Origin of the sequence: Serratia sp. SCBI, assembly GCF_000747565.1 — a bacterium.
GTDB classification, from domain to species: Bacteria; Pseudomonadota; Gammaproteobacteria; order Enterobacterales; family Enterobacteriaceae; genus Serratia; species Serratia ureilytica.
This window is the reverse complement of the sequence record NZ_CP003424.1, coordinates 4,680,960-4,705,387: the sequence shown is the minus strand read 5'-3', so window position 1 is coordinate 4,705,387 and position 24,428 is coordinate 4,680,960. Positions and strand designations below refer to the sequence as shown.

Genomic DNA, 24,428 nt, shown 5'->3' with positions numbered 1-24,428 from the left:
ATTCGGGTTTCCTAGGCTTACCTTATCCCTCCCGAGGGGCAATTTATTGATGCAAATCAATCGCGCCTTTATATACCCACAACGTGGTATATGAATGATTTTCAACGTTTTTTGATAAGTTGCGGATTTTATTCACCTTTAGCTGAAGCGAGTCAGGTCGCGCACCAACTACCCCGCTGGGAGTAGACGCGCAGGCCGGCATGCAACGGCGACTTTGTCAGCGCGATCCGCTGCCAGTATGATGAAGAAAACCAGCGCAACGGCAGAGGTGAAGGGTGGTGAAACGTCCATTGAAGTTTATCGACAACCTGCGTTTAAGCGGGCATGAAGGATTGTGGCAACTGGCGATAGAACAGGGGCGCATTGCGCATCTGGTGCCGCAGCCGGAAGGGCAGGAGTGGCGCAGCGACGTGCTGGATGCGCAGGGCGGGCTGGCGCTGCCGGCATTCGTCGAACCCCATATTCATCTGGATACCACGCAAACCGCCGGCCAGCCGGCCTGGAACCAGTCCGGCACGCTGTTTGAGGGGATTGAGCGCTGGGCAGAACGCAAAGCCTTGTTGACCCATGAAGACGTCAAGCAACGCGCCTGGCAAACGCTCAAGTGGCAGATCGCCAACGGCGTGCAGTATGTGCGCACCCACGTCGACGTTTCCGATCCCACGCTGACCGCGCTGCGCGCCATGCTGGAAGTTAAGCAGGAGGTGGCGCCCTGGGTAACGCTGCAGATCGTCGCCTTCCCGCAGGAGGGGATCCTTTCCTATCCCAACGGCGAAGCATTGCTGGAAGAAGCGCTGCGGCTGGGAGCCGACGTGGTGGGCGCCATTCCGCATTTCGAGTTCACCCGCGAGTACGGCGTGGAGTCGCTGCATAAGGCATTCGCGCTGGCGCAAAAATACGATCGGCTGGTGGACGTGCACTGCGATGAAATTGACGATGAGCAATCGCGTTTCGTCGAGACCGTGGCGGCGCTGGCGCTGAAGCTGGAGATGGGGGAGAAAGTCACCGCCAGCCACACCACGGCGATGCACTCTTACAACGGCGCTTACGCCTCGCGGCTGTTCCGCCTGCTGAAAATGTCCGGCATCAACTTCGTCGCCAACCCGCTGGTGAACATTCACCTGCAGGGGCGTTTCGACAGCTACCCAAAACGGCGCGGCGTGACGCGGGTGAAGGAGATGCTGGAAGCGGAGATCAACGTCTGCTTCGGCCACGACGATGTGTTCGATCCCTGGTATCCGCTCGGCACCGCCAACATGCTGCAGGTGCTGCATATGGGGTTGCACGTGTGCCAGCTGATGGGCTATGGTCAAATCGACGACGGGCTGAAGCTGATCACCAGCCACAGCGCGCGCACGCTTAACCTGAGCGACTACGGCCTGGCGGCCGGCAACAGCGCCAACCTGGTGATCCTGCCGGCGGAAAGCGGTTTCGACGCGGTGCGCCGCCAGACGCCGGTGCGTTATTCGATTCGCCAGGGCGCGGTGATCGCCGAAACGCGGCCGGCGGAAACCACGCTGCATCTGCAGCAGGATGAGACGGTGGATTTTCGGCGCTAAGGCGCAAAAAAAGGGCGCCTTGCGGGCGCCCTTGATGTATTTGATGCGAAGAAATCAGTGCGTTACGTGACCGTGGCTGCGGTGCTTGGTCACGAAGCCCAGCAGCAGACACATCACGAACACCGCCAGGTACAGGCCGTTGGCGGTGGTCAGCGCCGCGTGCGCCCCGCCTTTCGCCACGATCGGGCCGGTGACCACGAAGGTCAGCATGGTGCCGATGGTGCCGCAGGTCAGGATAAAGTTGACCAGCTTCGGCGAGGAGACCTTGGTCTGCAGCGAGCCGAGGGTGATCAGCGTGGTGTAGATGGCGCTGGAAACGAAGCCCAGGGCCATGATGTAGTAGCCCAGGTGCTCCGGATTGTCGGTGCTGACGAACAGGTACATCGCGCCGGTGGCCAGCGCGGCCAGCACGGTAACGATGCGCTGCAGATCGAAGAAGCGCAGGATGAAGCTGAACACCCACATGCCGACCATGTATGAGGTCCAGAAGTCGCTCACCAGCTTACCGGCCTGGCCGATGTCCATGTTGAACGACTTGGTGGCGTACTCAGGCACCCACTGAATGAAGCCCAGCTGGCCAAGGATGTAGCACAGCGCGGCGATCGACAGGAACAGCACGCCGATGCCCCATTTTTCTTTCTCGACCGGTTGACCGGCGTCGGCGCCTTTCTTACCCAGCACCGGGAAGTCGGAGCACAGGGTCAGCACGAAGATCCCCACGTACAGCAGGCCGATGCAGGCATAAACCCAGTACCAGCCGATATGGCGAGCCAGCAGCATGGCGGCGACGATTGGGAAAATCATCCCGGCCATGCTGAAGAAGGAATCGGTGAACAACAGGCGTGAACCGCGCTGGCGGCCGGCATACATGTGGGTGATCAGGAAGGTGCCGATCGACATGGTGATGCCGCTAACCACGCCAAGGATAAACATGCACAGCGAGAACATGGTCAGGCTCTTGCCGAGCATCAGCCCTGCCACCGCCAGCACCATCAGGACAAAGCCGAAGATCAGCTGACGCTTCAGCGGGATGATTTCCATCAGCCAGGCATTGAGGAAGATCGAAATCAAAATGCCGGCGTTGAGGAAAGTAAAGGTGTTACTCATGCTGGAAACCGGCAGATTAAAGTACTCTGCAATGTTTCCCATCACCATCCCTGTGACGATCACTAAAGCACCGGTCAGCGCGTACGAAAAGAAGCTGATCCAGGTAAGCCGTATGCGGTTACTGTCATTCATTATATAGGCCTGAATATGTCTGTTAGAGGTTTTAAAACTGGCATAAGGCCGCTGGCTTTTCCTGGCAAACGCAGAAAAAAGTCCCGTTCAGGCCACCAGGGGGCGGATCCTAGCACAGACAACGGGATTTTTTGTGATGGCTGTCGATTTTTTGATGCAACCCATGAAGGGATGATACGCATTATTGTGATCTATTTGCGTACCGTCACAATGGAATCACGGTTGATGATCGTCGGCTCAAAACGGTGCGTCGGGGTGGCGGGATCGATCAACCTGCGCGCCGCGTATTGCGCCATCTCGCTGATGGGAAAGTGTACGCTGCTCAACGCCGGGCGGACGAAGGGCGCGCGTTCGCCGCTGTCGTAGCAGATCAAGGAGATATCCTGCGGCACCCGCAGGCGGTGCTCGTTGATCGCCAGCAGGGCGCCGATCGCCATCTCTTCGTTGCAGCAGTAGATGGCGCTGGGCGGCGCGGCCTGCCGCAACAGGCGATCGGCGCAGCGGTAACCGCTTTCCAGATCGTAAACGCCCTCCAGACAGGCCACCGGCTCGATATTCGCCGCCTGCATCGCCTCTTCAAACCCTTGCAGTCGCAGGCGGCTCGACGGCCGCTCGCGCGGCCCGCTGATGCAGGCGATGCGCCGGTGTCCGGCGTCGAGCAGTTGCTGGGTCGCCATGCGGCTGGCGAGCGGATGATCGAAGGTGACGCAGCGGTCTTCCAGCCCCGGCACCAGACGATCGAGCAACACGAAATGACGTTGCTCCGCCGCCAGCTGGCGCAGCCGATCGTCACTGAGAAAACGCACGTGCAGGATCACGCCGTCGCAGCGCAGGCTGAACAGCCGCTGCACCGCCTGCCATTCGTTTTCGGCGCTGTTGCGGCCCTGGGTCACCAGCAGCTGCTTGCCGTGGGATTCGGCCTCGGTTTGCACGAAGTCCATCAGCGCGCCGAAGAAGCCGCCGCGATACGACGTGGTGACCAACCCGAGGGTATTGCTGTGGCTGGAGGCGAGCGCGCGGGCCGCCGGGTTGGGGGTGTAACCGAGCTGGGCGACGGCGCGCTCAACCTTCTCGCGGGTCGGCGCTTTGACGTTGCTGTCGCCGTTCACTACCCGCGATACGGTGGCGCGCGATACGCCCGCCAGCGCCGCGACATCTTCCAGTGTCACCATCGTCCAACTCCTGATTACGGCTAAAAAAATGGGTTCGGCGCGCCGAACCCCTGTCATACCGCGCGCAGGCGCTTACCTGAACTGCGGCAAATACGGCGCGTTTATCGTCAACACCTCGTCCAGCAACGGCTGCGCCAGATTGGCGTTGCCCACCAGCGGGTTGGCGATCAGCGCCAGCAAGCCGCTGCGGCGATCGCCGTGCACCGCGGCCTCGATGGTCAGGCGTTCGTAGGCTTTCACCTGCTGCGTCAGCGCCTGCATCGGTTCCGACAGCGGGCCGAAGGTCAGCGGATGCGCGCCCTGAGCATCGACGATACAGTTGATTTCTATCACAGCATCGTCCGGCAGGCCATGGATTGCGCCACGGTTTGCGGTGTTGACCACTAATTGCGTGCCGAGATTATTATGGATAGCACGGATCAGCTCCAGCGCAACTTCGGAATAGAAAGAACCGCCGCGGAAGCTGAGCTGCTCCGGCTTACTGTTCAACTGCGGATCGGCATACAGCTCGAACAGCTCTTTTTCTACCTGCATCACCTGCTCGGCGCGGGTGCCGCGCTCGCCGGCGGCGGCCATCTCTTCCGCCAGCATCTCGCGGGTCTGGTAAAAATAGCGGTGATACGGGCAGGGGATGGCGCCGAGCGCGCGCAGGAAGTCCGGCTGCCAGGGCTCTTCCTTGATGTTGTTCATGGTCAGCGCCGCGCCGTCGCACAGCATGTCGATCACGTTGCCGGTGACGTCGCGCCCCTGCTGCGTGACCTGATGCACCCAGACCATGTGGTTCAAACCGGCGAACCGCAGCTGCACGTCGGCGTAAGGCGCCTGCAGCATGTTGGCGATCATGTGATGCATGCTGATCGGTACGTTGCACAGGCCGATGATCTTCGCTTTGGTAAAGCGGGACACCGCCTCGGTGACGATGCCGGCCGGGTTGGTGAAGTTGATGATCCAGGCGTCCGGCGCCAGCTTTTCCACCCGACGGGCGATATCCAGCATTACCGGAATGGTGCGCAGCGCTTTGGCGAAGCCGCCGACGCCGGTGGTCTCCTGGCCGAGCAGCTGATATTTGAGGCCCAGCCGTTCGTCGGCGGCGCGCGCCGGCAGTTGCCCGACGCGGAACTGGGTCAGCACGAAAGCGGCGCCGCGAATCGCTTCGTCCAGCGCGAAGTGCACGCTGACCTTCACCTGTTCCAGCCCGTGGCGCGCCAGCATGCGGCGGGTCAGGGCGGCGATGGTTTCCACTTTTTGGCGGCCTGGCTCGACGTCCACCAGCGCCAGTTCGGTGACCGGCAGCTCATCGATGCGTTGGATCAGCCCATCGACCAGTTCGGGAGTGTAGCTGCTGCCACCGCCAATCACCGCGATTTTGAGCGTGCTCATGAGCGGCCCTCCGTTTGCGACTGACGGCGATAGAGCTCGATCATGTCGTCGGCCAGATCCTGGATCACCATGGCGTTCATCAGATGATCCTGCGCATGTACCGTGATCAGGTTGATCGCCAGCTTGCCGCAGCCTTCGTCCAGGCCGATCAGCTCGGTCTGGATCAGGTGCGCCTTCTTCACCCACTCTTTGGATTCGACCATGTGTTTGGCCGCGGCGGCGAAGTCACCGGCGCGCGCTTGCCGCAACGCCATCAACGCATTACTGCGCGCGCTGCCGGAGAACACCAGCAGTTCCATGATGGTGCTTTCAAACTCGGGGCTGACTTCAGTCATCAATTCACTCACGTCATTTCTCCAGGGGTTGCGCGGCAACGCCGCCGTGGGATACCTCAGTATCCGTTCTTTTTATAATGAGAGCGCTCTCATTTATATAGGGTAACGGCAACGGGTGTGCAAACTGGGAGGTAGATCGCAAAAAACGCCCCGGGGCGGCGCTGGGCAAAAAATGCGTGACGCGGTTGGCAAAAAAGCCTTCTGCGCCCATACTTTCCGCAGCAAAATTCAGGGCCACCTAGGATATGTCCCGTAATTGGGTAAATATAGGTAAATGGCTGGCACTTGCCGATACAGCTCTTTAGAATCAAAGCGCTTTTCCGTTGTTTGTCTCTCAGAGAAAGGACCCGTTAATGTTCAAACGTACTTTAGTGACCTTCGTCGCGCTGTGTTCCCTGACAGCGATGGCGCCAGCGGCGCTCGCCGCCGGTGAAACCCATGTCATGCTGACCACCTCGGCAGGGAATATCGAGTTGGCGCTCGACAGTCAGAAGGCACCGGTTTCCACCCAGAATTTCGTCGATTACGTGAACAGCGGGTACTACAACAACACCATTTTCCACCGTGTGATCCCTGGCTTTATGATTCAGGGCGGCGGTTTCACCGCTGACATGCAGCAGAAATCCACCAAGGCGCCAATCAAGAACGAAGCCGACAACGGCTTGCGCAACCTGCGCGGCACCATTTCGATGGCGCGCACCGCCGACAAGGACAGCGCCACCAGCCAGTTCTTCCTGAACGTGGCCGATAACGCCTTCCTGGATCACGGCCAGCGTGACTTCGGCTACGCCGTGTTCGGCAAAGTGGTGAAAGGCATGGACGTCGTGGACAAGATCGCTCAGGTGCCGACCGGCAACGTCGGCCCTTACCAGAATGTGCCGACCAAACCGGTGGTGATTCTGTCGGCCAAGGTGCTGCCGTAAGTTTTTTGGCCGATCCCGCCGGGGTCGGCCGTCCTTCCTCACGAAGCCTTGCCTTCATCACTGTTTTCTCCCGCGCCCCATGCTCTAATCGGCAGACAATAATCAGACCGGAAATCCGGCGTTCGCCCTTTGTTGTCTCTGGATGAGTTGCTGCCATGTATGAATTTAACCAGGTGCTGTTGCTGTTGCAGCAGATGTGCGTCTATCTCGTCATCGCCTATCTGCTGAGCAAAACCCCGCTGTTTATCCCGCTGATGCAGGTGACCATTCGCCTGCCGCACAAGCTGCTGTGTTACGTGATCTTCTCGGTGTTCTGCATCATGGGCACCTATTTCGGGTTGCACATTCAGGATTCGATCGCCAATACCCGCGCGATAGGCGCGGTCCTGGGCGGCTTGCTGGGCGGGCCGTCGGTAGGCTTTCTGGTCGGGCTGACCGGCGGCCTGCACCGGTATACGCTCGGCGGCATGACCGACGTGGCCTGCGCGATCTCCACGGTGTCGGAAGGCCTGGTCGGCGGCATCGTACACAGCATCGCCATGCGCCGCGGGCGCATCGAGCTGCTGTTCAATCCGCTGTTCGTCGGCGGCGTGGCGCTGGTGGCGGAAGTGTTGCAGATGGCGATCATTCTGGCGGTGGCGCGCCCTTACAACGAGGCGTTGCAGCTGGTGGAACACATCGCGCTGCCGATGATGATCGCCAATACCGTCGGCGCGGCGATGTTTATGCAAATCCTGCTGGATCGGCGCGCGATGTTCGAGAAATACACCAGCGCTTTCTCTTCCAAGGCGCTGAAAATCGCCGAGCGCACCGAGGGCATCCTGCGGCAGGGCTTCGATCAGGAAAACAGCATGAAGGTCGCCCGGGTGATTTATCAGGAACTGGGCATCGGCGCGGTGGCGATCACCGATCGCGACAAGCTGTTGGCGTTTATCGGCATCGGCGACGATCACCACCTGCCGGGGACGCCGATCGCCTCGGTGCATTCGCATCGCGCCATCGACAACAACGAGGTGGTGTACGCCGACGGCAACCAGCTCTCTTACTGCTGCTCGATCAATCCGGCCTGCAAGCTGGGATCGACGCTGGTGATCCCGCTGCGCGGCGAAAACCAGCGGGTCATCGGCACCATCAAGCTGTACGAACCGAAAAGCCAGCTGTTCAGCACCATCAACCGCACGCTGGGCGAAGGCATCGCCAGCCTGCTCTCGGCGCAGATCATGGCCGGACAGTACGAGCGCCACAAGCAGTTGTTGGCGCAGTCGGAGATCAAGCTGTTGCATGCGCAGGTCAACCCGCATTTCCTGTTCAATGCGTTGAATACGCTGGTGGCGGTGATCCGCCGTGATGGCGAGCGCGCCTGCGAGTTGGTGCAGTCCCTTTCGACCTTCTTTCGCAAAAACCTCAAGCGCTCGGATGATGAAGTCAGCCTGGCGGACGAGATAGAACATGTGAACGCCTACCTGCAGATCGAGAAAGCGCGTTTCGCCGATCGGCTGGAGATTGCGGTATCGCTGCCCGAGGCGCTGCTGGCGGCGCGGCTGCCGGCGTTTTCGCTGCAGCCGATCGTCGAGAACGCCATCAAGCACGGCACCTCGCATCTGTTGGGCGTGGGCCGCATCGAAATCGGCGCCTGTTGCGAAGGCGATCATCTGCTGCTGCAGGTGACGGACAACGCCGGGCTGTTCCAGCCGAAACCGAACTGCAGCGGGCTGGGTATGAATCTGGTGGATAAACGCATTCGCGTGCGCTACGGCGAAGGCTATGGTGTGCAGGTGGATTGCCGGCCGGACGCCTATACCCGCATTACGCTCAATGTTCCCATGGAGAGGGCCGCCTGATGTTAAACGTACTGATTGTTGACGATGAGCCTTCCGCGCGCGACAACCTGCGCCATCTGCTGGAGGCCGAAGCGGGGATCGCGATCATCGGCGAATGCGCCAACGCCATCGAAGCCATCAGCCAGATCCACCGGCTGCAGCCGGATGTGGTGTTTCTCGATATTCAAATGCCGCGCATCAGCGGGCTGGAAATGGTCGGCATGCTGGATCCCAATCGGATGCCGCACATCGTGTTTCTGACCGCCTACGACGAATACGCGGTGCAGGCGTTCGAGGAGCACGCCTTCGACTATCTGCTGAAGCCGGCGGAGCCGAAGCGGCTGAGCAAGACGCTGCAACGCCTGCGGCAGCGCAGTGCGCCGCAGGACGTGACGGCGCTGGATGAGAGCGCCGGCTACCTGAAATACATTCCCTGCACCGGCCACAGCCGCATCTATCTGCTGCGGTTCGACGAGGTGTTGGCGATCCGTTCCAAACTGAGCGGGGTATTCGTGGTGCGCAGCGACGGCATGGAGTGTTTCACCGAATTGACGCTGCGCACGCTGGAAAGCCGTACGCCGCTGGTGCGCTGCCATCGGCAGTATTTGGTCAACCTGGAGCAGGTGCGCGAGATCCGCTTCGAAGAAGGCGGCGCGGCGGAGATGATCATGTCCGCCGGCGATCCGGTGCCGGTCAGCCGGCGCTATTTGAAAGCGCTGAAGGAGCAACTGGGGCTGCGGGGGTGACTATACGGGTGGCCACCGGCGGCGGGTATGCACGATGGCCAAGATGATGACGCGCTGAGCCGCCCATTCATAGACCAGCAGATAGGACGAAGAGATGACCAACTCGCGCGTGCCGGCTATCCGACCCGTTTTTCCGCTGGCGGGATGATGTACGAGGCGTGCCGCCGCGTCAGCGATTTTTACATCATTTTCTGCGGCGGCGGCCGGGTTTTTAAGTTCCAACCATTCATAAATCGCCAGACGATCGGCGATGGCGAGTTCCGTCCATATCAGTTTCACAAAAGTCCTTTTGTGGTTTATCGCGTTGATTTAGCTCTGCGTTCGGCGAAATAAGCGGCGACCTCTTCATCGTCGGCGAACTTGCCTTCACGCAACGCCTTGCGGCTCACCTCGACTTTTTCCCTCAGCCACTGGTCGTATTCTTCCTGCTGAGCCTGGCGGCTGACAAACTCGCGCATGAAATCGCGCAGCAGTTGTGAAGCCGTGCGGTCGGCGGCCTTTGCTGCGCTGGCAAAAGCGGTTTTTAACTCTTCATCCACGCGGATTACCACGGTAGATTCAGGCATGGTATTTACCTCGTATATACAGCGTAATATTCACTATAACACCGCCGCTTTATTGTTCAAGCAAGGACGGTCGGAGGCTCTGGCGTTAAGCGCAATCTGAATTCATCAGGCTCCGACGGCGCCCTTTTTGTTTGTCCTTGACGGGGTTACGCGGCGCTTATAGCTTTATTGCATCAACAGGCGCGTTTCGCGCCGCGTCAGCGTCAAAGGAACAGAAAATGAGTGAACCACGGATTATCGCCAAGGCGATGAAAGACGGAAAACCGGAACAGGATCTGGTGATTTTGCCGGCGTTGGCCAACCGCCACGGGTTGATTACCGGGGCAACCGGCACCGGCAAGACGGTGACGCTGCAAAAAATGGCCGAACAGTTCTCGCGCATCGGCGTGCCGGTGTTCCTGTCGGACGTGAAGGGCGATCTGTCCGGCATCGGCGCCGAGGGCGTGCCTTCCGAGAAGCTGCAGGCGCGCCTGGCGGCGATCGGCGTCACCGACTGGCAGCCGCAGGCCTGCACCATTATCCCGTGGGATATTTACGGCGAAAAGGGGCATCCGATCCGCGCCACGATTTCCGATCTCGGGCCGCTGCTGCTGGGGCGCCTGTTGGATCTGAACGAGGTGCAAAGCGGCGTGCTGCAGCTGGTGTTCAAAATCGCCGATGATAATGCGCTGCTGCTGTTGGACATGAAAGACCTGCGCGCCATGGTGCAGTTCGTCGGCGATAACGCCAAACAATTCCAGACTCAGTACGGCAACATCTCTGCCGCGTCGATCGGCGCCATCCAGCGCGGGTTGCTGACGCTGGAAGAGCAGGGCGCCAACCAGTTCTTCGGCGAGCCGATGCTGGACATCAACGATCTGATGAAAACCGACGCCAACGGTCATGGCGTGATCAACCTGCTGGCGGCGGACAAGCTGATCAATCAGCCGAAGCTGTATTCAGTGTTCCTGCTGTGGCTGCTGGCCGAGCTGTTTGAACATCTGCCGGAAGTGGGCGACCCTGAACAGCCGAAGCTGGTGTTCTTCTTCGATGAAGCGCACCTGCTGTTCAACGACGCGCCGGCGGCGCTGTTGACCAAGATCGAACAGGTGGTGCGCCTGATCCGCTCCAAAGGCGTCGGCATTTACTTCGTCACCCAGAACCCGCTGGATATCCCGGACAGCGTGCTGGGCCAGTTGGGCAACCGCGTACAGCATGCGCTGCGCGCCTTCACGCCGCGCGATCAGAAGGCGGTGAAAACGGCGGCGCAAACCCTGCGCGCCAATCCGGCCTTCGATGCCGAAACGGCGATCACCGAGCTGGGCGTGGGCGAAGCGCTAGTGTCATTCCTCGACGAGAAGGGCCGGCCGAACGTGGTGGAGCGGGCGATGGTCATCGCGCCGGAATCCAAAATGGGCATGCTCGGCGCGGAAGGGCTGAACAGCGCGATCAACAAGTCGCCGCTGTATGGCCGCTATGAAGACATGATTGACCGCGAGTCCGCCTACGAGAAGCTGTCGTCGGGCGGCTTCGCCACCGTCGGCACTGCGCAGCAGGGGCAGCAACCGCAGGCGCAAGCGCAGCAACAGACGGGCGGCGGCCTGATGGACGGATTGAACGAGCTGCTGTTCGGTTCCACCGGCCCGCGCGGCGGCAAACGCGACGGCATCGTCCAGACCGCCGCCAAGAGCATGGCGCGCGATCTCGGCCGGCAGATCCTGCGCGGCGTACTGGGCTCGATCACCGGCGGCCGTAAAAAGTAAGCGGAAATTATCGTCGGCAGCGGCGGGTTAAATCAGTAAACTATGGCGGCGTTTTTCTCTGCCGGACCTAACATGCTGCTGCTGATCGATAACTACGACTCCTTTACCTATAACCTTTACCAGTACTTCTGCGAGTTGGGCGCCGAGGTGGTGGTGAAGCGCAATGATGAGCTGCAGCTGGCCGATATCGAGCGGCTGGCGCCGCAGCATCTGGTGATTTCCCCCGGCCCTTGTACCCCGAACGAAGCGGGCATCTCGCTGGCCGCCATTCGTCATTTCGCCGGCAAGCTGCCGATCCTCGGCGTGTGCCTGGGGCACCAGGCGCTGGGGCAGGCGTTCGGCGCCGAGGTGGTGCGCGCCCGCGCGGTGATGCACGGCAAAACCTCGGCGATTCGCCATCTGGGCGTCGGCGTGTTCCGTGGCCTGAGCGATCCCCTGACCGTGACGCGTTACCATTCGCTGGTGCTGAAAGCCGATACGCTGCCGGATTGCTTTGAAGTGACCGCCTGGAGCGAACGCGACGGCGTGCGCGACGAGATCATGGGCATCCGCCACCGCACGCTGGCGCTGGAAGGGGTGCAGTTCCACCCGGAAAGCGTGCTCAGCGAGCAGGGTCATCAGCTGTTGGACAATTTTCTCAGGCGTTAATCCCTTCGCATTTTTTTCGCCCGTCAGGCGTTTTGCATTTGCGCTTTAGTGTTTTTTTATGCATATTTCGTGATTATATTTTCATTATAACATCGCGATAGCGCTGAAAAACCTTCAGGGTGGAGCCGAAAATGACTGACAAATCCGCAGTGAGCCGCAGCACCTTTGACCAGGTGATCCTGCCTGTTTATGCACCCGCCCAGTTTGTGCCGGTGCGCGGCCAAGGCAGCCGGGTCTGGGATCAGCAGGGAAAAGAGTACATCGATTTTTCCGGCGGCATCGCGGTGACGGCGCTGGGGCACTGCCATCCGGCGCTGGTCGAGGCGCTCAAACGCCAGGGGGAAACCCTGTGGCATACCAGCAACGTCTTCACCAATGAGCCCGCGCTGCGCCTGGCGAGCAAACTGATCGACGCCACCTTCGCCGATCGGGTGTTCTTCGCCAACTCCGGCGCAGAGGCCAACGAGGCGGCGTTCAAATTGGCGCGCCATTACGCCATTACCCGTCACAGCCCGTACAAAACTAAAATCATCGCCTTCTATAACGCGTTTCACGGCCGCACGCTGTTCACCGTATCGGTGGGCGGGCAGGCCAAATATTCCGACGGGTTCGGGCCGAAGCCGGCCGACATCGTGCACGTGCCGTTCAACGATCTGGCGGCGGTGAAAGCGGTGATGGACGACCACACCTGCGCGGTGGTGATGGAGCCGATTCAGGGCGAGGGCGGCATTACGCCGGTCGACGCCGACTTCCTTAAAGGCGTGCGCAAACTGTGCGACCAACATCAGGCGCTGCTGGTGTTCGATGAAGTGCAAAGCGGCATGGGGCGCAGCGGCAAGCTGTTCGCCTATATGCATTATGGCGTGACGCCGGACATTCTCACCACCGCCAAGGCGCTGGGCGGCGGTTTCCCGGTGAGCGCCATGCTGACTACCGAAGAGATTGCGTCGGTGATGCAGGTGGGCACTCACGGCACCACCTACGGCGGCAACCCGCTGGCCTGCGCGGTGGCGGAGGCGGCGCTGGATGTGATCAATACGCCGGAAGTGCTGAGCGGCATCGAGCAGCGCCATGCGCTGTATGTGCAGGCTTTGCAGAATATCGGCGATAAATACGGTATTTTCACCGCCATTCGCGGCATGGGGTTGCTGATCGGCGCCGAGCTGACGCCGCATTATCATGGCAGAGCGCGCGATTTCCTCACCGCCGCCGCCGCGCGTGGGCTGATGATCCTCAACGCCGGGCCGAACGTGATCCGCTTTGCGCCGTCGCTGGTGGTGGAGCTGCAGGACATCGAGGCCGGCATGGCGCTGTTCGAGCTGGCGGTGCAGGATGTGATCAACGCCTGAAGCACCTGCGGCGAATAACGGGGCGCGGCATGCCGCGCCCTTATTGATCGCGCAGTTTACGCTTGAGCCAGATGCCGTGGTGCGGGCGCTGGCGCCAGGCCAGCGACGAAATGGTGTGCATCACGCTCAGGTGCGACAGAATGCGCCGCAAATGACGTTCCATCTCGGTGACGGGCATCTCCGGATGCAGATCCGGCGGCTGCATGATGCCGCTGTTGTCACTGCTCGGGCCGTCGTATTCCAACCGCTGCTGGCAGCTTTGCAGCGCGATTTCACAGGTTTGCAGATACGCTTCCGCCAGCTTTGGCGTCAGCATGTAGTGCTCACGCGCCAGGATGGTCATGGCGTTCAGGTGTTCGACGATGAACTGGCTGTGAGTGACCCACAGCCGCATGTCCGCCAGATAGTTCGAGGCGAACCCCGGTTCCTGCATCGCCTGATTGAGCGAAGTGAACAGCGCATTGTGCGCCTGGTTGACCTGCATGCGGGCATAGGCCAACGCGGTGGCGTCCGGCTCCGGTTGCTTCAGCATCAGCCGCAGCGCGGCTTGATCGTTTTCCAGCGCCTGATGGGCATTCTTGCGCAGCAGCCCGCTTTGCCACTGCGGCCACAGCCAAATGGTGCCGCCGAACGCCAGCACGCAGCCGATCAGCGTATCGATCAGACGCGGCACCAAAAAATGCGAGCCGTTCAGCGCCAGCAGTTGCAGGGTGTAAACCGCCGTGACCGTAAAGCCAATCACCGACAGCCCGTAGTTCTTGCGCGAAACCAGGTAGGCCAGCAGCGTGATCACCAGCATGATGCTCAGCGTTTCTCCCTCCGGCAACTGCAGCTGCAGCAGCCCGGCCGCCAGCAACAGACCGGCGATCGTGCCCAGCGCACGGTGCTGAATACGCACCCGGGTGGCGTTATACCCGTTTTGGCTCACCAGCATGATGGTGAGCAGTATCCAGTACGGCTTCGGCAGATTGAATACCGCCCCCAGGCTGCTGCCGACCGCCAGCGTCACCCCCAGCCGCGCGGCGTTGCGCAGCGCCGTGGATTTGAACGACAGGTAGCTGGCCAACGCCGGCCAAAACGGCAGGCGATGCTGGCTGGGCATCAAATCGCGGCGGTACAGCGGATGCTGGGTGCGCAGCAGGCGGGCAATGCGGCTGAAATGGTAGTAACAAAACTGGCCGACCGGGTTGTCGGGATGCTGCGCCGCCATTTTTTCCAGCGCCCCCAGTTCGTGCGTCATGGAAAAGCGCTTCGAATGTTGATGGTAGAGAATATCGTGCGCCACCACGCGCAGCCGCCCGGCGATCACCTGAGCGTTGCGGCGAATGATCGCTTCGGCCTGGCTCTGCTCCATCAGTTTTTGTACTTCCTCCGGCAAGTGCAGGCTGACGGTGATGTGCTCCTGCAGATCCATCGCCACCTGAAAGGCGCGTTGCAGACGCTTTTGATCGAGGTTGTTGGCGTGCGGCAGGAAATTAAGCTGTTGGTACAGCAGGCTGATCAGATCCATCACCTTTTGCTGGCGCACCAGCAGCGGCGGCAGCGCGGTTTGCGGATCGGTGTGCTGAGTCAGCAGCGAGTATTTGGCTTCGAAGTAGTCCGCCAGTTCCAGATAGAGCTGGCTCAGCGTCTCGCGCATCGGCTGCTCTTTCCACAGCCTGAACCAGAACCAGGTGAATAAGCCGTACCAGGCGGTGCCGATCGCGTACAGCAGCGGCGCCTGCCAGAGAGGCACGGTGCCGGCCATGCTGAGGGAGAAGATGGCGGCCACCAACGCCGCCGGCAACAGCCGGGCGTGCAGCGGGCTGATTTCGCCGGTGACGCCGAGCAGCAGCGCCAGGCCCAGCATCAGCGCCGGCAGCGGCACGTGCCACAGCAGGGCTTGCTGCAGCAGCAGGCTGCTGAGGGCAAACAGCGCACCGCCGACGATCAGCCGTTTAAAGAAGCGCCTATGCGGCGTGTCCAGACCGGCGATATTGCAGCAGGCGGGCACCAGAGAGAACATCAGGCCGAGCTGCAGCTGGCCAATCAGCAGGCCAAACAGCACCGGCAGGCACAACACCAGCGTTTGTCGCAGTGCGTAGTTGACTTCCGGGTGGTAAATCAGGCGGCGCCACATGGCAGAGAGCAGACAAAAAAACGGCGCAGATTGCGCCGTTTCTTCAGGGATTAACGGGTGCCGTAGACGACAATGGTCTTGCCGTGGGCGGAAATCAGGTTTTGGTCTTCCAGCATTTTCAGAATACGGCCAACGGTTTCACGCGAGCAGCCGACGATCTGGCCGATTTCCTGGCGGGTGATCTTGATCTGCATGCCGTCCGGGTGAGTCATGGCGTCGGGTTGCTTCGCCAGATTCAGCAGGGTTTGCGCGATGCGGCCGGTGACGTCCAGGAAGGCGAGGTTGCCCACTTTTTCGGAGGTAACCTGCAGGCGGCTCGCCATTTGGGCGGACAGACGCATCAGGATGTCCGGGTTCACCTGGATCAGCTGGCGGAATTTCTTGTAGGAAATTTCGGCCACTTCACAGGCGGTTTTGGCGCGAACCCAGGCGCTGCGCTCCTGGCCTTCTTCGAACAATCCGAGCTCGCCGATGAAATCCCCCTGGTTGAGGTAGGACAGGATCATCTCTTTACCTTCTTCATCCTTGATCAGCACCGCGACGGAGCCTTTCACGATGTAGTAAAGCGTTTCGGCCTTTTCACCTTGGTGAATCAGCGTACTCTTCGATGGATATTTGTGGATATGGCAATGAGACAGGAACCATTCGAGAGTAGGGTCTGTTTGCGGTTTGCCGAGAACCATTCGCTGTTATCCTCTGTTGTTATCGCTGCCTTGTGTCACAGGGGTCAGAGTTCCCTGTAAAACCTGCCTGTAGCCGCAGTTATGAGCGAGGGCTACCGGCAAGTTTTGAGGCGTGTCATAAAAATACGCTGTCGCTCTAGCATATTAACTTGCCGTAAGCGCTGCAAGCTACATTCTGTTAACATACCGGTAAAGGAGCCTTTCTCTGGGCGTTTCCCTGAAATTCAGTGTCCCGGAAAGATTTATTGCGGCTCTGTTTGTAGCACAGAGTAAGGCGGGTGTCTCGTGTTGTCTCGCTTCAGCATGATTAGCATCAGGTTACGTTGCCTGTTTCTATGCGAAAGCGTACTCTGATTTTAAGAAATCAACCGGAGTGACCAGAATGCAGGCAAGAGTTAAGTGGGTGGAAGGGTTAACGTTTTTGGGTGAATCGGCCTCCGGCCACCAGGTGCTGATGGACGGCAACGCCGGCGATAAAGCGCCCAGCCCGATGGAGATGGTGCTGATGTCGGTGGGTGGCTGCAGCGCGATCGACGTGGTGTCCATCCTGCAAAAAGGGCGCAACGACGTGCGCGACTGCGAGGTGAAGCTGACCTCCGAGCGCCGTGCAGAAGCCCCGCGGTTGTTCACCCATATCAACCTGCACTTCATCGTCACCGGCCAGGATCTGACCGACAAAATCGTAGAGCGAGCGGTGAACCTGTCGGCGGAGAAGTACTGCTCGGTGGCGCTGATGCTCAACAAGGCCGCCACGGTGACCCACAGCTTCGAGATCCGCCAGCCGGCGTAATCGAGACGGAGCGCGGCCCGCCGCCGCGCTCAACGCGTTTATTCGATCTTCTTGCCTTCCAGCAGCCGCTGCACCAGCGGCGCCATGATCAGCTCCATCGCCAGCCCCATCTTGCCGCCCGGCACCACTAACGTATTGATGTGCGAGATAAACGAGCCCTGCAGCATCGCCAGCAAATAGGGGAAGTCAATCTGATCCAGCCCGCGGAAGTGGATCACCACGAAGCTTTCATCCAGTGAGGGAATGGCTTTGGCGGCGAACGGGTTGGAAGTATCCACCGTCGGTACGCGCTGGAAGTTGATGTGGGTGCGCGAGAACTGCGGCGTGATGTAGTTGATGTAGTCTTCCATCGAACGCACCACCGAATCCATCACCGCCTCGCGGGAGTGGCCGCGTTCGCCGGTATCGCGGATCAGCTTCTGTATCCACTCCAGGTTGACGATCGGCACCACGCCGACCAGCAGATCGACGTGGTTGGCCACGTCATGGTGCTCGGTGACCACACCGCCGTGCAGCCCCTCGTAGAACAGCACGTCGGTCGGCGCCGGCAGCGGCTCCCACGGGGTGAAGGTGCCCGGCACCTGATTGTAGGGCACCGCTTCGTCGTAGGTGTGCAGGTACTTGCGCGAACGGCCGGTGCCGTTTTTGCCGTACTCGATAAAGCTCTGCTGCAGCAGGCCGAAGTCGTTGGCCTCGGGGCCGAAATAGCTGATGTGTCTGCCCAGATCGCGCGCCTTGCGGATCGCCGCGTCCATTTCCGGCCGGGTGTAGCGGTGGAAGCTGTCGCCCTCCAGCTCGGCGGCGCGAATGTTGAGCTGTTGGAAGATTTTGCGGAACGCCACGCTGGTGGTGGTGGTGCCGGCGCCGCTGGAACCGGTCACCGCGATAACGGGATGTTTGGCAGACATGGTGGTTGTCACTCCGTGTTGAATGCGCCGGCGTCAGGGGATTATTGTGGCTCTTGTTGACGCTCTCTATGTCAGGAAAAAATGGCGCGCGCTGGTTTGCAATGTCCCATTGTTACCTGATTTTTTCCGTCAGTCATAGAACCGGGCGCCACTAAATTTCTTCCTGCCCGGCGCGGAACTGACCGCGCGGCATGATGTTGACGCTCTCATGCAGTTCCGACCACACCAGCACCACTTCGCCGTTTTTCAGCTGGCGGCGCACGTCCTCCACCTTCTGCTCCAGCGATCGTTCGTGCTCGCCGTAATCGGTGCCTTCACGCAGCACAAAGGATTCGATCAGGCTGTTCAGGGTGTCGGTTGCCAGTTCTTGCCAGGGAATGATCACGTCGGGATGTCCAGATAAGGGGAAAGCCAGGCCGGAATGCGATGCTCCAGCCACATGTGCGGTTTTTTCAGCGTGCCGCCGACAAAGCCGACGTGGCCGCCGAACTCGGTCAGCTGATATTCGATATTGCGCGGCAGGCCGGCGACGTCGGGGATCACCTCATGGGTCATGAAGGGATCGTCCTTCGCATGGATGATCAGCAGCGGCGTTTGGATCGCCGGCAACAGCGGCAGGGCGCTGCAGCGGCGATAATAATCGGTGGCGTCACTGAAGCCGTGAATGCGCGAGGTGATGGCGTCGTCGAATTCGCGGATGCGCCGCAACCCGTTCAGCTGTGACAGCTTGAGCGGCAGGGTGTCCGGGTAGTGCAACAGCTTGCGGGTGGCGTTTTGTTTCAGCTGCCCCAACAGGTAGCGCTGATAGACGCGGGAGAAACCTTGCTCCATGCGATAGGCGCAGGGCTCCAGCATCAGCGGCGCCGAGACCACCACCGCCGCCTGCAGCAGGCTGTCGGCGCCTTGCTGCGCCAGATAACAGGCCAGCATGTTGCCGCCGAGCGAAACGCCTACCGCCGCGGTTGGCACCTCGCCGTAGCTGTCGCGCAGCCAGCGCAGGAAGAAACGCGCGTCTTCGGTTTCGCCGGAGTGGTAGATGCGCTGTTTGCGGTTGGGCACGCCGCTGCAGCCGCGAAAGTGCATCACCACCCCGAGCCAGCCGCGCTCGCGCCAGGCGTTGAGCAGGCCATGCGCGTAGGGGCTGTAGAAGCTGCCCTCCAGACCGTGGAACAGCACCGCGCGCGGTTTGTCGCGCGCCTGCGCCGGATCCTCGCTCCAGGCGAGATCGACGAAATCGCCGTCGGGCAATTCCAGCCGTTGCCAATGCGGTTTCAATAACACGCGGCGGCGCACCAGCCGCGGCAACAGCGTTTGCAGGTGCGGGTTACTGGCCCCGGTCAGGGGGCGAAAGACGTCATGCATAGGCGGAGTAAAAATGTTGTTGGCGACTATTGTGAGATCCCAGGCGCACTGTTAGCTTCAATACCAATAACTGACAATGATACTGCAAAAAAGCGCCTTGGGTGAGGAGCACCCGTGCCATGGAACCGAGTTTATTCCTTTCGATGCTGGGCTTCCTGTGGGTCGCCGCCATCACGCCTGGCCCCAATAACCTGCTGCTGACCACCTCCGGCGCTCATTTCGGCTTTATGCGTTCGCTGTGGCTGATGATCGGCATCATGCTCGGCATGCAAAGCATTTTGCTGTTGGTGGCCTTCGGCGTCGGCAGCCTGATCCTGGTTTACCCGTCGCTGCACCTGATCCTGAAAATCCTCGGCAGTTTGTACCTGCTGTGGCTGGCGTGGAAAGTCGCCACCGCCGCCTATGAAAAGCTGGAAACCGGCGTGGCGCCGCCGCAGCCGGTGCGGTTGTATCAGGGCTGGCTGTTGCAGTTCCTCAACCCGAAAGCCTGGCTGATGGCGCTGGGCGCGGTGGCGAGCTTCAGTCTGGCGGGCGATAAGTACAACGGTTCCATTGCGGCGATCGCGCTGGGCATTTTGGCGGTAAACATCGTCGCCGGCGTTATCTGGCTGGCGTTCGGCACGGTGATCGGCCGCCTGCTGCGCAGCAAAAAGGCCTGGATTATCTTCAACGTTTCCATGGGGCTGCTGACTGCAGCCTGTGTATTACTGATTTGGCATTAAGGAGCGGAACGATGGCGGAAAACTATTATCACGTGGTCGCCTTTACCGGTGAGGGGCTGCGCGGCAACCCGGCCGGGGTCTGCCTGCTGACGCAGCCACTGCCGACGGAGCGGCTGCAGGCGATCGCCAACGAGATCGGCCTGCCGGAGACCAGCTTTGTCTGGGATGACGGCGACATGACCGCCATTCGTTGGTTTACCCCGGAGCGTGAGGTCGATCTTTGCGGCCATGGCACGCTGGCGGCGGCGCATGTGATGTTCAGCGCGGTTAACCCGGCGCTGAAGGATATTCGCTTCAGATCGGCCGGCGGCGAGCTGTTCGTCAAGCGCGATGAGCGGGATGGGGAGCGGCTGGTGCTTGATTTCCCCGCCAGGCCGCCGCAGAAAGTCGCCGAACCGGCGGGCCTCGCGGCGCTGCTGGGCGTGCAGCCGCAGGAAGTGTGGCAGGCGAAAGCGCTGCTGGCGGTGGTGGAAAATGAGGCGCAGGTGCGCGCGCTGCGCCCGGACATCCCGGCGCTGATCGCATTGGCCGGCCGTGCGGTGATCGTCACCGCGCCAGGTGACACCGTGGACTTCATTTCGCGCTATTTCACGCTCGACGGCGGCGAGGATCCGGTGACCGGTTCCGCGCATTGTACGTTGATGCCCTACTGGACGGCGCGTCTCGGCCGCCATCGGCTGCACGCCCGGCAGATTTCGGTGCGCGGCGGCGAGCTGTTCTGCGAACTGCAAGGGGACCGCACGTTGCTCGGCGGCTACGCTCACGTGTTCTTGCGCGGGACGATCGTGCTGTGATTCGCTTTAATATTACCTAAGGTAATAAAGAAGACTTTTTTATTCTTTTATCGTCCGTCATCGCTCAGATAAAACTGTCAGCAATTGAACAGATTTTTATCAACGGAGCGGAACATGGCGGGCAAACTCTTTTCTTTACGCAACGCGGCGCTGCTGGCGCTGTCGCTCAGCGCGGCCAGCGCCTATGCGGTGGACGTCACCGTGGCGTACCAGACGTCGGCGGAGCCGGCCAAGGTGGCGCAGGCGGAAAACAGCTTCGCCAAACAGTCCGGCGCGACCGTCGACTGGCGTAAGTTCGACAGCGGCTCCAGCGTGTTGCGCGCGCTGGCCTCCGGCGACGTGCAGATCGGCAATATCGGCTCCAGCCCGCTGGCGGTGGCCGCCAGCCAAAAACTCCCCATCGAAGTGTTCCTCATCGCCTCGCAGCTCGGCAGTTCCGAAGCGCTGGTGGTGAAGAATGACATCAAAAGCCCGCAGGATCTGATCGGCAAGCGCATCGCGGTGCCGTTTATCTCCACCACCCATTACAGCCTGCTGGCCTCGCTCAAACATTGGGGCATCAAGCCTGAACAGGTGAAGATCCTCAATCTGCAGCCGCCGGCCATCGCCGCCGCCTGGCAGCGCGGCGACATCGACGGCGCCTACGTCTGGGCGCCGGTGGTCAACGAACTGGCCAAACAGGGCAAGGTGTTGACCGACTCCGCGCAGGTGGGCGAATGGGGTTCGCCAACCCTGGATGTGTGGGTGGTGCGCAAAGACTTCGCCGAGAAACATCCCGACGTGGTGACCGCCTTTGCCGCCAGCGCTCTGCAGGCGCAGAAGGCCTACCTGGCAGCGCCGGAACAGTGGCTGAAAGATCCGAGCCATCTCAGCACCTTGGCGCGCTTGAGCGGCGTGCCGGAAGCGCAGGTGCCGGAGCTGGTGAAGGGGAACCGTTATCTGCCGGTGGCGGATCAGGTCGCCCAACTCGGCCAGCCGGTGGACAAGGCGATTCGCGATACCGCCGAATTCCTCAAGCAGCAGGGCAAGATCCCGCAGGTCGACAGCGATTACAGCGCTTATGTGACCGACCGTTTTGTGAAACAGGTGCAGGCTGCGCCGCAGTCGTAAGGAAGCAGGATGCTAAACGTCAGCCATCTTTCAGCAGAGTATCAGGGGCGGCCCGCGCTGCGTGACGTGTCGTTCCAGATCGCCGCCGGGCAACTGGTGGTGGTGCTCGGCCCGTCGGGCTGCGGCAAAACCACGCTGCTGAATTTAATCGCCGGGTTTATCGAGCCTTCAGCTGGCAGCATCACGCTGGATGGAACGTCCGTTCATGGCCCAAGCGCCGAACGGGGCGTAGTGTTCCAGCATGAGGGTTTACTGCCGTGGCGTAACGTGGTGGACAACGTCGAGTTCGGCCTGCAGCTGGCCGGCGTCGGCAAGGCGCAGCGCCGCCAAGTGGCGGAGCAGATGTTGCAGCGCGTCGGTCTGGCCGGTTACGAGCGGCATTTCATCTGGCAGCTTTCCGGCGGCATGCGCCAACGCGTCGGCATCGCCCGCGCTCTGGCCGCCGATCCGCGTCTGCTGTTGTTGGATGAACCGTTCGGCGCGCTGGACGCGTTCACTCGCGAGCAGATGCAGGAGCTGCTGCTGACCATCTGGCGCGATACCGGCAAGCAGGTGCTGCTGATCACTCACGATATTGAAGAGGCGGTGTTCCTCGCCAGCGAGCTGTTGCTGCTGTCGCCGGGGCCGGGGCAGGTGGTGGAGCGGCTGTCGCTGAACTTCGGCCAACGCTATGCCGACGGCGAAGCCTGCCGCTCGATTAAGTCCGATCCTGAATTTATCGCGCAGCGCGAATACGTGCTGGGCAAAGTTTTCCAACAGCGCGAGGCCTTGTTATGAGCCTGCATTCCACGTTAAAGGCCGCGGCGCAGCCGCAGGGCAAAGCGACGCGCCGTTTCAGCGTGCCGCGCAACGTTTGGCTGAGCGGCGCCACGCTGTTGACGGTGTTGATCGTCTGGTGGGGCGTGACGGCGCTGCAGCTGATCAGCCCGCTGTTCCTGCCGGCGCCGCAGCAGGTATTGCATCAGCTGATCACCATCGCCAGCCCGCAAGGCTTTATGGACGCCACGCTGTGGCAGCATCTGGCGGCCAGCCTGGGGCGCATTTTGGTGGCGCTGCTGGCGGCGGTGATCGTCGGCATTCCGGTGGGCATCGCCATGGGGCTGAACGACACGGTGCGCGGTATCCTCGATCCGCTGATTGAGATCTATCGTCCGGTGCCGCCGTTGGCGTATTTACCGCTGATGGTGATTTGGTTCGGCATCGGCGAAACCTCGAAGATCTTGCTGATTTATCTGGCGATTTTCGCGCCGGTGACGCTCTCCGCCGTGGCCGGCGTGCGCAGCGTGGCGCAGGTACGGGTGCGCGCCGCCCGCGCGTTGGGCGCCACGCGTTGGCAGGTGCTGCGTTTCGTGGTGCTGCCGAGCGCGCTGCCGGAGATCCTGACCGGCATTCGCATCGGGCTGGGCGTCGGCTGGTCGACGCTGGTAGCCGCCGAACTGATCGCCGCCACGCGCGGCCTGGGATTTATGGTGCAATCCGCCGGTGAGTTTCTGGCGACCGACGTGGTGCTGGCCGGCATCGGCGTGATTGCGGTGATTGCATTTGGGTTGGAGCTGGGGCTGCGCGCCCTGCAGCGCCGATTGACCCCGTGGCATGGAGTACAGCAATGAACGAACGTCTGAATATCACCCCACTGGGGCCTTACATCGGGGCGCTGGTGGAAAACGTCGAGTTGGCCCGGCCGCTGGGCGACGGCCAGTTTGAACAGCTTTATCATGCGCTGCTCAAGCATCAGGTGCTGTTCTTCCGCAACCAGCCGATCACGCCGCTGCAGCAGCGCGATCTGGCCGGCCGCTTCGGCGATCTGCACATCCACCCGGTCTATCCGCACGCCACCGACGTGGAAGAGATCATCGTGCTCGATACCCACGACGACAACCCGCCGGACAACGACAACTGGCACACCGACGTGACCTTTATCGAGAACCCGCCGCTGGGGGCGATCCTGGCGGCCAAGACGCTGCCTGCCACCGGCGGCGATACGCTGTGGGCCAGCGGCATCGCCGCCTATGAGGCGCTGTCGGCGCCGTTCAGAACGCTGCTCGCGGGGCTGCGCGCGGAACATGACTTCACCAAGTCGTTCCCGGAGCACAAGCATCGCAGCAGTGAAGAAGAGCATCAGCGCTGGCAACTGGCGGTGCAGAAAAACCCGCCGCTGTTGCATCCGGTGGTGCGTACCCATCCGGTCAGCGGCCGGCAGGCGCTGTTCGTCAATGAAGGGTTCACCACGCGGATCGTCGATCTGGCGCCGAAGGAGAGCGACGCTTTACTGAATTTCCTGTTTGCTCACATCACCAAACCGGAGTTTCAGGTGCGCTGGCGTTGGCAGGAGAATGACGTGGCGATCTGGGATAACCGCGTGACGCAGCACTACGCCAACGCGGATTATCTGCCGCAGCGGCGCATCATGCACCGCGCGACCATTCTGGGGGACAAGCCCTTTTACAAGGCGTAACAACGG

Annotated in this window: 25 protein-coding genes; 14 read left to right on the top strand and 11 right to left on the bottom strand. The window is 61.0% G+C overall.

Annotation, left to right across the window (positions count from 1 at the left end):
• Positions 1-278: 278 nt before the first annotated feature.
• Positions 279-1,559, top strand: coding sequence for a cytosine deaminase (locus SERRSCBI_RS21970; RefSeq protein ID WP_169539927.1), 1,281 nt, complete (start codon positions 279-281; stop codon positions 1,557-1,559).
• A 54-nt stretch (positions 1,560-1,613) separates the two neighbouring features.
• Here SERRSCBI_RS21970 and tsgA read toward each other — a convergent pair whose 3' ends face one another.
• The 4 genes from tsgA to SERRSCBI_RS21950 form a co-directional block, all read right to left on the bottom strand.
• A complete protein-coding gene (gene tsgA / locus SERRSCBI_RS21965) occupies positions 1,614-2,798 on the bottom strand; it encodes an MFS transporter TsgA (protein ID WP_025304528.1) in 1,185 nt (394 codons plus the stop codon).
• Between the two features lie 191 nt (positions 2,799-2,989).
• Complete coding sequence (locus SERRSCBI_RS21960) at positions 2,990-3,970, bottom strand: LacI family DNA-binding transcriptional regulator (RefSeq protein ID WP_033645266.1); 981 nt, start codon at positions 3,968-3,970, stop codon at positions 2,990-2,992.
• A gap of 72 nt (positions 3,971-4,042) precedes the next feature.
• Positions 4,043-5,350: a 6-phospho-beta-glucosidase gene (locus tag SERRSCBI_RS21955; RefSeq protein ID WP_033645265.1), complete on the bottom strand. Its 1,308-nt coding sequence runs from the start codon at positions 5,348-5,350 to the stop codon at positions 4,043-4,045.
• On the bottom strand, positions 5,347-5,685 hold the full coding sequence (locus SERRSCBI_RS21950; protein ID WP_025304525.1) for a PTS lactose/cellobiose transporter subunit IIA: 339 nt from the start codon (positions 5,683-5,685) through the stop codon (positions 5,347-5,349). Before SERRSCBI_RS21950 ends, SERRSCBI_RS21955 begins: the two co-directional genes overlap by 4 nt.
• 353 nt (positions 5,686-6,038) lie before the next feature.
• Between SERRSCBI_RS21950 and ppiA the strand changes: the two genes are divergently transcribed.
• From ppiA to btsR, 3 genes are all read left to right on the top strand, one after another.
• Positions 6,039-6,608 (top strand): peptidylprolyl isomerase A, encoded by a 570-nt coding sequence (ppiA, locus tag SERRSCBI_RS21945; RefSeq protein ID WP_033636286.1) that lies wholly within the window; start codon positions 6,039-6,041, stop codon positions 6,606-6,608.
• 155 nt (positions 6,609-6,763) lie between these two features.
• On the top strand, positions 6,764-8,449 hold the full coding sequence (locus SERRSCBI_RS21940) for a sensor histidine kinase (RefSeq protein WP_033651731.1): 1,686 nt from the start codon (positions 6,764-6,766) through the stop codon (positions 8,447-8,449).
• The gene (btsR, locus tag SERRSCBI_RS21935) at positions 8,449-9,174 is read left to right on the top strand and encodes a two-component system response regulator BtsR (protein ID WP_042785493.1); all 726 of its coding nucleotides are present in this window, start codon (positions 8,449-8,451) and stop codon (positions 9,172-9,174) included. Before SERRSCBI_RS21940 ends, btsR begins: the two co-directional genes overlap by 1 nt.
• Here the strand turns inward: btsR and SERRSCBI_RS21930 are convergent, their stop codons facing one another.
• Both SERRSCBI_RS21930 and SERRSCBI_RS21925 read right to left on the bottom strand, forming a co-directional pair.
• Positions 9,175-9,453 carry a type II toxin-antitoxin system RelE/ParE family toxin gene (locus tag SERRSCBI_RS21930; protein WP_042785492.1) on the bottom strand — a complete coding sequence of 93 codons (279 nt, stop codon included), beginning with the start codon at positions 9,451-9,453 and terminating at the stop codon, positions 9,175-9,177.
• Positions 9,454-9,470: 17 nt separating this feature from the next.
• Positions 9,471-9,740, bottom strand: coding sequence for a hypothetical protein (locus SERRSCBI_RS21925; protein WP_042785491.1), 270 nt, complete (start codon positions 9,738-9,740; stop codon positions 9,471-9,473).
• Positions 9,741-9,958: 218 nt separating this feature from the next.
• On the opposite strand from SERRSCBI_RS21925, the gene SERRSCBI_RS21920 reads away from it, so the two are divergent.
• From SERRSCBI_RS21920 to SERRSCBI_RS21910, 3 genes are all read left to right on the top strand, one after another.
• Positions 9,959-11,482 (top strand): helicase HerA-like domain-containing protein, encoded by a 1,524-nt coding sequence (locus tag SERRSCBI_RS21920; protein WP_033645261.1) that lies wholly within the window; start codon positions 9,959-9,961, stop codon positions 11,480-11,482.
• Positions 11,483-11,554: 72 nt separating this feature from the next.
• The gene (locus SERRSCBI_RS21915) at positions 11,555-12,130 is read left to right on the top strand and encodes an aminodeoxychorismate synthase component II (protein WP_033645386.1); all 576 of its coding nucleotides are present in this window, start codon (positions 11,555-11,557) and stop codon (positions 12,128-12,130) included.
• A 131-nt stretch (positions 12,131-12,261) separates the two neighbouring features.
• Positions 12,262-13,479, top strand: a complete 1,218-nt coding sequence (locus tag SERRSCBI_RS21910) for an aspartate aminotransferase family protein (protein ID WP_042785490.1) — start codon at positions 12,262-12,264, stop codon at positions 13,477-13,479.
• 40 nt (positions 13,480-13,519) lie between these two features.
• Here the strand turns inward: SERRSCBI_RS21910 and SERRSCBI_RS21905 are convergent, their stop codons facing one another.
• Together SERRSCBI_RS21905 and crp are read right to left on the bottom strand one after the other, a co-directional pair.
• Positions 13,520-15,598 carry a YccS/YhfK family putative transporter gene (locus SERRSCBI_RS21905; protein WP_042785489.1) on the bottom strand — a complete coding sequence of 693 codons (2,079 nt, stop codon included), beginning with the start codon at positions 15,596-15,598 and terminating at the stop codon, positions 13,520-13,522.
• A gap of 50 nt (positions 15,599-15,648) precedes the next feature.
• Positions 15,649-16,281: a cAMP-activated global transcriptional regulator CRP gene (gene crp / locus SERRSCBI_RS21900; protein ID WP_004090925.1), complete on the bottom strand. Its 633-nt coding sequence runs from the start codon at positions 16,279-16,281 to the stop codon at positions 15,649-15,651.
• 382 nt (positions 16,282-16,663) lie between these two features.
• Here crp and SERRSCBI_RS21895 point away from each other — a divergent pair, with 382 nt between their 5' ends.
• Positions 16,664-17,071, top strand: a complete 408-nt coding sequence (locus SERRSCBI_RS21895) for an OsmC family protein (protein ID WP_025304517.1) — start codon at positions 16,664-16,666, stop codon at positions 17,069-17,071.
• Between the two features lie 38 nt (positions 17,072-17,109).
• On the opposite strand, the gene SERRSCBI_RS21890 is transcribed toward SERRSCBI_RS21895, so the two are convergent.
• From SERRSCBI_RS21890 to SERRSCBI_RS21880, 3 genes are all read right to left on the bottom strand, one after another.
• A complete protein-coding gene (locus SERRSCBI_RS21890; RefSeq protein ID WP_042785488.1) occupies positions 17,110-17,979 on the bottom strand; it encodes a phosphoribulokinase in 870 nt (289 codons plus the stop codon).
• 151 nt (positions 17,980-18,130) lie between these two features.
• On the bottom strand, positions 18,131-18,364 hold the full coding sequence (locus SERRSCBI_RS21885) for a YheU family protein (RefSeq protein WP_004930376.1): 234 nt from the start codon (positions 18,362-18,364) through the stop codon (positions 18,131-18,133).
• Positions 18,361-19,341 carry a hydrolase gene (locus tag SERRSCBI_RS21880; protein WP_033645258.1) on the bottom strand — a complete coding sequence of 327 codons (981 nt, stop codon included), beginning with the start codon at positions 19,339-19,341 and terminating at the stop codon, positions 18,361-18,363. The genes SERRSCBI_RS21885 and SERRSCBI_RS21880 overlap by 4 nt, the downstream gene beginning before the upstream one ends.
• Positions 19,342-19,460: 119 nt before the next feature.
• Between SERRSCBI_RS21880 and SERRSCBI_RS21875 the strand changes: the two genes are divergently transcribed.
• The 6 genes from SERRSCBI_RS21875 to tauD all read left to right on the top strand — a co-directional run bounded on the left by SERRSCBI_RS21875 (position 19,461) and on the right by tauD (position 24,422).
• On the top strand, positions 19,461-20,063 hold the full coding sequence (locus tag SERRSCBI_RS21875; RefSeq protein WP_042785487.1) for a LysE family translocator: 603 nt from the start codon (positions 19,461-19,463) through the stop codon (positions 20,061-20,063).
• A gap of 11 nt (positions 20,064-20,074) precedes the next feature.
• On the top strand, positions 20,075-20,857 hold the full coding sequence (locus SERRSCBI_RS21870) for a PhzF family phenazine biosynthesis protein (RefSeq protein WP_042785486.1): 783 nt from the start codon (positions 20,075-20,077) through the stop codon (positions 20,855-20,857).
• Between the two features lie 114 nt (positions 20,858-20,971).
• Positions 20,972-21,967, top strand: a complete 996-nt coding sequence (tauA, locus tag SERRSCBI_RS21865; RefSeq protein WP_004930383.1) for a taurine ABC transporter substrate-binding protein — start codon at positions 20,972-20,974, stop codon at positions 21,965-21,967.
• 9 nt (positions 21,968-21,976) lie between these two features.
• The gene (gene tauB, locus SERRSCBI_RS21860) at positions 21,977-22,744 is read left to right on the top strand and encodes a taurine ABC transporter ATP-binding subunit (protein WP_033645255.1); all 768 of its coding nucleotides are present in this window, start codon (positions 21,977-21,979) and stop codon (positions 22,742-22,744) included.
• Complete coding sequence (gene tauC, locus SERRSCBI_RS21855; RefSeq protein ID WP_033645254.1) at positions 22,741-23,577, top strand: taurine ABC transporter permease TauC; 837 nt, start codon at positions 22,741-22,743, stop codon at positions 23,575-23,577. The genes tauB and tauC overlap by 4 nt, the downstream gene beginning before the upstream one ends.
• Complete coding sequence (gene tauD, locus SERRSCBI_RS21850) at positions 23,574-24,422, top strand: taurine dioxygenase (protein ID WP_042785485.1); 849 nt, start codon at positions 23,574-23,576, stop codon at positions 24,420-24,422. The genes tauC and tauD overlap by 4 nt, the downstream gene beginning before the upstream one ends.
• Positions 24,423-24,428: the final 6 nt, after the last annotated feature.